Origin of the sequence: Kamptonema animale CS-326 (genome assembly GCF_028330895.1) — a bacterium.
GTDB classification, from domain to species: domain Bacteria; phylum Cyanobacteriota; class Cyanobacteriia; order Cyanobacteriales; family Microcoleaceae; genus Kamptonema; species Kamptonema formosum.
In genome coordinates, this window is record NZ_JAQMUA010000365.1 from 1 (window position 1) to 8,261 (window position 8,261).

Annotated in this window: 5 protein-coding genes; 3 read left to right on the top strand and 2 right to left on the bottom strand. The window is 40.8% G+C overall.

Annotated features, from left to right (window positions below; genetic code table 11):
* Window positions 1-201: 201 nt before the first annotated feature.
* Window positions 202-2,610, bottom strand: coding sequence for an ATP-dependent helicase (locus PN499_RS21265; protein WP_272034363.1), 2,409 nt, complete (start codon window positions 2,608-2,610; stop codon window positions 202-204).
* Between the two features lie 151 nt (window positions 2,611-2,761).
* Here PN499_RS21265 and PN499_RS21270 point away from each other — a divergent pair, with 151 nt between their 5' ends.
* Complete coding sequence (locus tag PN499_RS21270; RefSeq protein ID WP_272034365.1) at window positions 2,762-3,763, top strand: DUF4349 domain-containing protein; 1,002 nt, start codon at window positions 2,762-2,764, stop codon at window positions 3,761-3,763.
* A 116-nt stretch (window positions 3,764-3,879) separates the two neighbouring features.
* Here PN499_RS21270 and PN499_RS21275 read toward each other — a convergent pair whose 3' ends face one another.
* Window positions 3,880-4,317 carry a hypothetical protein gene (locus PN499_RS21275; RefSeq protein ID WP_272034367.1) on the bottom strand — a complete coding sequence of 146 codons (438 nt, stop codon included), beginning with the start codon at window positions 4,315-4,317 and terminating at the stop codon, window positions 3,880-3,882.
* Window positions 4,318-4,395: 78 nt separating this feature from the next.
* On the opposite strand from PN499_RS21275, the gene PN499_RS21280 reads away from it, so the two are divergent.
* Window positions 4,396-6,213, top strand: coding sequence for a glycosyltransferase family 39 protein (locus tag PN499_RS21280; protein ID WP_272034369.1), 1,818 nt, complete (start codon window positions 4,396-4,398; stop codon window positions 6,211-6,213).
* A gap of 211 nt (window positions 6,214-6,424) precedes the next feature.
* Window positions 6,425-8,149 (top strand): protein kinase domain-containing protein, encoded by a 1,725-nt coding sequence (locus tag PN499_RS21285; protein WP_272034370.1) that lies wholly within the window; start codon window positions 6,425-6,427, stop codon window positions 8,147-8,149.
* Window positions 8,150-8,261: the final 112 nt, after the last annotated feature.

Genomic DNA, 8,261 nt, shown 5'->3' on the forward strand with positions numbered 1-8,261 from the left:
AAGCGAAGCAATCGCAGAGACTAAGCGATTGCTTCGCTTCGCTCGCAATGACGAGAGGACTTACGCACCCAACCAAAGAAACCGGGTTTTTTGACGAAAATACTTCATTTTGCATAGCGACCTCATGCCTCATGCCTCCTGCCTCCTGCTATACTAATAAAGGGGATAACTAACCCGAATTTGCTATAACTTCTATAATTGCTAATGAAAACGATCGCGAAATTTCTCCTTCAAAGCTAACACCACAGGACTTGCCTTTTGCTCCTGCAAATTCTCTAAATTATTCCAAGTAAAAGGAGCCTTTTTTTCTGCCGCCATCCATAGTAAACGCTTCGCTCGCGTCATCGCCACATACAACAACCGAAACTCTTCTGACATCTTCAAATATCCAGCTAACTCCCAAGCAGTAGCGATATCTGGTAAAGGAAACTGCTGATGTAAACTAGCACGAATTTGAGCACGCGCTACTTCAGCTAATGTAAAATCTCCTAAAAACCGAGATTGGGGAAATACCCGTAAACCTCCCGGAATCATTGTTTCCTGCAAAAATGGTAGGAAAACATAATCCCAATCTAAACCCTTAGCTTTGTGCATAGTAATAATAGTAACTTGGCGCTTTCGTACATAAGGATGTTCTCTATCTTGCTCTGTTTCTAGCGGTATTTCTACAGGTTCAAACCGCTCAGAACCAACAATTTCAATCAGTGCATCTAAAATCGCACTCATAGAATTATTACCAGCAGTTTGTTTGAAAATTCTTTCTCCCAACTTATCAGCAGTAGCTAACTCTGCTTGGTTATATTGCAGCGATAAAGCTAGAAAAGAAATCAACTGATAAATTGGTAATTCTAACTTAGCATGAAGCAAACTACAACAGAAATACCGACATTTACGAACCCGATCTGACTGCGGCGGATCGAGCGGGCCGGGGTAAAGAAACTGCTCTGATTGTATAGCGAGAGCATTATAATCTTGCTTAGGGATAAGTTCGCGATCGCTCAAGACTTTTAAAGCAGCTTTGAGATAATCGGGGGAATGAGGACGATCGATAAATTGGAGCAATGCTAAAATTTCAGAGGGAACTTGGGAATAGCGTTCTCTTTCAGATACATCCTCCACTCTAATTCCATACTTACTCAGATCGAACTTCATGTTGTATTTAAGAGGATTTTCCAATACCTCTCTAACAAATCGACCCTGTTTATTTTCCCTTACTAATATTGCAGCCGAACTCTTATTTTCCAAGTCTGCAAACACCTTTAAAACCCTGTCAGCAATTAGCCTTATAGAGTCATAAATATCAATAGGTTGACATATTTCTAAACCCCCACCTTCGGGAGCTGGATTAGCGTCAGCTTGGGGATCGTTATTACCTACAGCCAAAATACTTTGATTGCGGAAAGGTTTTTCTTGCCCAGTTAATTTAGAACTGTTCACCCACTCTACAACAAAATTAGCAGCATCAATAATAATCTTCGTACTGCGGCCAGCCTGGTTCATTGTCGCTAAATTACCTTCAACTTGGCAAGCTTCGCAGAATTGACGAAAATAAATCGGATCGGCAGGAGTAAAAGTAGAATTAATTGCTTGATTGGGATCTCCAACTCGGATAAAATTAGGAGGTAGATGAGGATGAGTAGCATCAGTAGCTAATATTTCTAATAACTTAGTTTGCAAAGGCGTAGAATCTTGAGCTTCATCTTCAAAAACTGCGAATACTTGCTTTTGCTCCATCGCTAAAGCGGCGGGATTTTCTAGCACCCGGATTGCTGCTAAAATCATTTCATCGTAATCGATCAAATTCTGCGATCGCAATAACGCTTGATACTTCTTATACAACCCAGCCGATACCGCTAAAACCTGATAATTGTCATCGGCAAAATTACTACCCATCTCCTCTAAATTTTCAGGTAACAAACCAGAAGATTTTGCCTCGTGAACCACAGTATTAGCCAATTGCGGCAAAATTTCAGTCCGCAAAACCGACTGGCGACGCATTCTTTCCGTTTCCTCACCATCAAATTGATTACCTTCCAGTAAAATTTGATAGCGTCGCGGATTTTCTGATATCCATTGTTCTACACAAATCCGAATCAATCGGTGACTTTTGTTCGGAGTTATCAAAGTAGAATTTTCCAAATCTAAACCAGATAAATCAGGGTGACGGAGAGCAATATTTAGAGCCAAACCGTGCAGGGTATTCACGGTAAAAGCACCTTCTGATAAAGATAATGCTTGCAAATTCTTGCGGATTTTAGCTTTAATACTTGCTGCTGCGGAACGGGTAAAAGTGACAACTATTAACTGACGGCGACTGTGAAGTTGAAAGTTTGCGATCGCCAAAGCTGCCGCCGCCGCCATCCCAGTAGACTTACCCGCACCTGGAACCGCCGAAACCGCCAGTCTGCCGCCTTGCCATACACCCATTCGATCTTGTCCCGGCCGGAGAGTCTTGAGAAGTTGATGGCAAGCTTCCTGTCGCGAAATTGGTGCGATCGCTACGTCAAGCACCGCAGTTTTCTTTGCTGTACCTGAGTCTGACTGCGGCGATGCCATATCAAGCATTTCAACAGTTGAGTCTGTAAAATTAGCATCAAAATCATCTGTCATAGCAATTACAAATTAGAGCTGTCAGCAGGAAGTTGCATAGTCTAGGCCGTTTCAATTTTTGTATCAGCTAAGCTAACACTATCTACTTGAGATTAAGTTAAATCAAGTACAAAACTCAATCCCCTAAAGTTTTTTATAGGAAAAAGCATCAATGAAAACTCACTCCTCAGTAAAATTTCTGCCACAATTCCCTAAGCAAAACCAGACTCAAGCCAATAACCGCACCAGACAAACGATCGCGATCGTCGCCTTAATTGCGTCATCTGCGGTTGGTATGGCTAGTTGCGGCAGCAGCAGCCAAATGAATCGAGCAAGGCAAAATGAAGCAAATATGCCAACAGCAGGGGCTCCAATGCCATCTCCAGCAGCACCACAGGCAGCAATGGATGCAACTTCACCTTCGGAGACACAAGCAACAGCAGAAAAACCCAAATCACGTCCTCAACTAATTAAAAAAGCAGAAATAACCCTTGTTGTCAAATCCATTGATGAGAGTACGCGAACAGTCTCTAATCTTGTCCAAAAACAGCAAGGTGACATCTTAGGTTTTCAAAACCAAAAACCGCCAGATAGCAGTATTCGTCATACTGCCTCAATGCAAATTAGGGTTCCTGAAGAAAAGTTAGAAACCACATTAAACGCTCTCGCAAAACTAGGAAATGTACAAAACCGTTCTCTTACAGCCCAGGATGTTACAGATCAATTAGTTGATAGTGAAGCCAGACTGCGAAATCTGCGTAAATCAGAAGAAATGGTCTTAAAAATTATGGATAGATCCGGCTCTATTAGCGACGTACTCAAAGCTTCTCAAGAATTGAGTAATATCCGGGAGTCAATTGAACGCATTGACGCTCAGTTAAAAAGCTTACGAAATCAAGTAGCTTACTCCACTATTAATCTTAATTTAGAAGCAGCAGTTTCTGCCACACAAACCCCCGAACCTTCTCTAGGTTTGCGCGTACAAGAATCATGGGGAAAGGCGACTCATTCTGTGAGTGAATTTACTCTGAGTTTGTTTGCTTTAAGTCTTTGGTTATTAGCCTATAGCCCTTATTTGCTGCTAATTACTGCTGCGGCTTACGGCTTTAATCGATTTCGGAAACAGCAGACTATTCCTCCTGTTAAAGATCGAAATCCGCCCGCTTCTAATTAAATCAATACTTACGCATAGAGTCTCAGAAACCGGGTTTTTCAGATCGTATGTGGGTTAAAACGAAGTATTTTTGTCAAAAAACCCGGTTTCTTTGGTTGGGTGCGTAAATCCTGTTATTATTTAGCGCGACTGCATAGATGTACCACCAGCAAACCAATCATGGACATAACGCAGAAACTTTTCCACAAAAATAACCACCAAGGATGCCACCAAGCTCCTGTTTGCACTTCCACAATATCTGATAACCCGAATAAGAAAAAAGTAAAAGTTGCAATTAGGCGGTGAATCCGCATTTTTCCAGTTTCTTTAGCTGCTGATATTGCAAATCCTATGGCAAATAATCCCCAAATCGCCGCTTCTATATAATTACCATATTCGTAAATAGCCTGTAACAATTTTACCTGAGCCTGCGCCGCTTCTGGCGAACTGGGATCGGAGATAGCATTCCACCCCCAAACGCCAAAACCAGCCAATATAATCGACAAAATCGACAGCCTCACTCGTGCAGCCGATGAAACACTGAAAAAGTGTTTCCGTTTGCTTAGTTTCGCCATAAAATTTGTATTTATTTATATCTAATGGTAGATGTGTAGTGTAAATTTAGCAACTATGCTCCGATATAAATTTACAGAATGAAAAATCTGTCACATTATTTAGCTTTGTTGGGGATAATCGTTCTCGGAACTGCGCTGCGGTTTTGGCATTTGGACTTGAAACCTCTGTGGATGGATGAAGTCATTACTACTTTGTTTAGTTTGGGGAAAAACTACAATGATATTCCCTTAGATTTAGTATTCCCCCTCAATTATTTGGAGTCAATCTTTACCCTCAAACCGGGAGTAACTTGTTCTCAAATTGCCTATACAGTTGCCACTCAGTCTACCCATCCACCACTATTTTTTTGCTTAATGTACCAGTGGCTAAATTTTTTTCATGTTGACTCATTGCATTCGCTTACGTGGAAACTACGAGCTTTACCAGCATTAGCAGGAGTTGTCACAATTGCAGCTATTTATTACCTCAATCGCGTTGGATTTTCTCCCGCCGCAGGTCTTGCCGGAGCAGCGATTATGGCCGTTTCTCCTTTTGCCGTTTACCTTTCGCAAGAAGCCCGCCACTATACTTTGCCAATGCTACTAATTACTTTGGCACTTCTGGGATTTATCCAAATACAGCAACATTTATCTCGTCAAGAACAACCCAGTCATTTTCTTTGGTTTTTCTGGATAGTAATTAATAGTATTAGTTTCTATGTTCACTACTTCTCAATCATTGCTTTTTGCGCTCAAGTGATAATTTTAATAATTAATAAAGGAGAGAGAAAAAAGAATCAAGAACCAGGAATAAATCGCAACGAAAAAACAATAAGATTGAATGCAATAGATAGGAATAAGAAGCTAGAAAAAAAACTGCCTATTTCTATCCTCTCCACTTCTTCCTATCGTGCCTTTTCTTTGTCTCCTAGTATTCCTCTCTTACTATTACCTTTTGCTTTTTTGATACCTGGAATAATGACACTAATTGGCTATTCTAGGCAAAGTGAAACTGACTGGTTAAAACTTGTTAATCCGATTGCTCCCCTCTACCAAACTCTGGCTGGATGGGTAGTTTTTTACATTGCCTTACCTGTAGAAAAGCAACCTCTCTGGGTTCAAGTACCAGCCGCTATTTTAATGATTATATTCGTAGGCTGGTTGGGGTGGAACCTCTGGTTAAATGTTAAACAAATCGGCTCTTGTTGTCAAACAAAGATGGCGACAAAGATGCTAGTAGATTTTATTGTTGTTGTATTAATATTTTTTATTGTTATCGTCTATATCTTTGATAAAGATATTACTCTAGCTCCCCGCTACAATTACGTTTACTTCCCAGCATTATGCGCTCTTTTAGGAGCAACCTGTATTCGCGAGCGCAAAATCAAACTTGAAGAGCGTAAATTTACTTACTCATTTTTTATTATTTTATTAGTTGGCATTCTCAGTTCAGTATTTGTCACCTCAAATTTTGCCTTTCAAAAACCTTACCACCCTCATAAAGCTGTAAAAGATATGAGCATAAATTCAGCTATTCCCCTTTTGGTGGCAGTAGGATATAATAATTTTCAGGACGTGGCTTTAGGACTGAGCTTTGCCCTAGAACTCCGCAAAGTCTCTCCCCATAGTACCCCTGATGTCTACCTCGCTTTTTTACAGCGAAATAATCTTGATATTGCACCTCCTATTAGCGGGTATCAAAGTGTATGGCAAAGTCTCTCTAGGTTGCAAAACTTGCCAGCAGGAAAGCTCAATTTGTGGGTTGTTGGTGCTGGATTAGGGCAACAAGACTATCCGCTTCATTTGTCACTTTCTGGCAAGTCGTCTGAAAGTTATGAAGCGGAAAGGATCTGTAATATTGACCTTAATCATTACCACACTGTGGGTGTATCCTATCAACTCTACCGCTGTTATTGATCGAAAGTAATTGATATTTACTTCTTTCTTTTCCCTTCTTCCTTCTTCTTTCTGCTATAATTTGGTAAGTTTAAAGGTTTGACAGCTTAGCCATCGATTAAAATAGATATAAATAACATCTATATGGGCAACCTAATAGATAGAGCTCAGCCGCACTCCCCACTAGGCGAATGCGCTCAAATTATTGCCATCTACCGTGAGGCGAAAAGCCATGAACACCCTCCCACCAACAGCCAAACCCCGTTCCCGCTATCAGGCAATTAGAGAACTAGGTCGCCATCCAGAAGCAGGTCGAATTACCTATCTTGCCAAGGATAATTTAACCCAAAATCCAGTCACTATCAAGCAATTTATTTTTGGAAAACCAGGTTCCGAATGGGCGGGATTCAAAGCATACCAAAACGAAATTGAAACCCTTCAAAAACTCTCTCATCCCGGTATACCCTGCTGTCTTAATTCCTTTGAAATCCCCAATGGTTTAGCTTTGGTATGGGAATACAAAGAAGCAAAATCATTAGGGGAAACACGCATTTGGAACCCGGAAGAAATCAAGCAGGTAACGGTTGATCTATTGGAAATCCTCATCTATCTGCAAACTCAGACTCGCCCAGTAATTCATCGAAATATCAAGCCAGAAAATATCTTAATAGACGAGGATTTTAAGGTTTATTTAGTTGACTTTAGTTTGCCAAATATTCAGGGGAAACAAGCTGTTATCGATAATAGTACCGCTGGAACAGTTGGTTTCATGCCCCACGAACAACTCCGCAATAACGAACTCACACAAGCTACAGACCTCTATAGTATAGGAGCAACCCTAGCTTGCTTATTGTCTCAGAAACCATCCAGCCAAATTAAAACCTTATTTGATACCCAAGGTCGGATTAATTTTCAAAATTTAGTTTCCAAACAGATTAGCTTCCCTTTTATTCAATGGTTAGAAAAAATGATGGAAGCTTATGCTATCCAACGCTATCCCAGTGCTACCGCTGCCTTAGAAGCCCTTAATAAAATTGAGATCGAACGTTTACCAGAAGTTAGAATTAGTCACGAGCGACTGGAATTTAAACCAACAAAATATGGTGAGATTGTCGCTCAAAGTATTACAGTTAGCAACTCCATTCCTGACACTATCTTAAAAGGGGGTTGGGAAGTTGCTTATCATCCGAAAGAACCCAATCGCCGCAGTGGTTACAAGCCTTGGATTACCTTTGAACCAAAACAATTTGAAGGCAATCGCGTTAAATGCGAAGTAATGGTTGACACCAGTCAATTGCTGGCAGATAAAACTTATGAACGCCAGATTTTATTGAATGCCATCGCCTCATCACCAACTCACTCTGTAAATATTCAGGTTAAAACGCCTAAACTCGCTCCCAATTTATTGCCTAAGCCGTCTTTAGCTGTGTTATTTATAGTGGCTTTAGCTGTGGGATTCCTAGAAAGTTTGATAGTAGGACAGCAGCCGCAAAATTTAATAGGATTTATGGCTTGGATAGGTATAACTTTAGGAACTGGAACTGGGTTTATAGGTGGATTAGCAGGAGCCTTTGGCTCTATCCCTATACTGGGGAGTACGGTGAGTACCACAGTAGTTTATCAATATCGCTTTGGCTATAAATCTTCTCTTGGGTTCGTACTTGGTTTTGTAATTGGAGCGGCGACAGGGTATATTATTAGGCATAAGTTGGGGAGGTCGCTATCAGGAAATTTATCTGGTTTTCGGACAGGAATGTATTCAACAGGTGGACTGATTTCCTGTTTAATTGCAGCTTTTGGCTTGACTATGGGAATTGCAATTCAAGCTGGCTTTGTGAATTTATTTGCCCTGGTGGGATTAGCATTAACAGGGCTGCCATTAGCCTATTTGATTTTTACTCAATATCAAATCCTTACTAACTATCGTCAGGCGGTCAAACATCTAATTAAGCCATGATTACTGTTAACAATTCAGGAATTAGGCGAAAATATCCGTAACGCCGCCATCTTGGCGGTGATATATGTCCGGCAAATTACTTACGATGCTGTCATTGCGAGCGAAGCGAAGC

What these genes read in the sequence shown, in the direction of transcription:
- PN499_RS21265 (WP_272034363.1), bottom strand. Translation starts at nt 2,610, where the DNA reads ATGACAGATGATTTTGATGCTAATTTTACAGACTCAACTGTTGAAATG.
- PN499_RS21270 (WP_272034365.1), top strand. Translation starts at nt 2,762, where the DNA reads ATGAAAACTCACTCCTCAGTAAAATTTCTGCCACAATTCCCTAAGCAA.
- PN499_RS21275 (WP_272034367.1), bottom strand. Translation starts at nt 4,317, where the DNA reads ATGGCGAAACTAAGCAAACGGAAACACTTTTTCAGTGTTTCATCGGCT.
- PN499_RS21280 (WP_272034369.1), top strand. Translation starts at nt 4,396, where the DNA reads ATGAAAAATCTGTCACATTATTTAGCTTTGTTGGGGATAATCGTTCTC.
- PN499_RS21285 (WP_272034370.1), top strand. Translation starts at nt 6,425, where the DNA reads ATGAACACCCTCCCACCAACAGCCAAACCCCGTTCCCGCTATCAGGCA.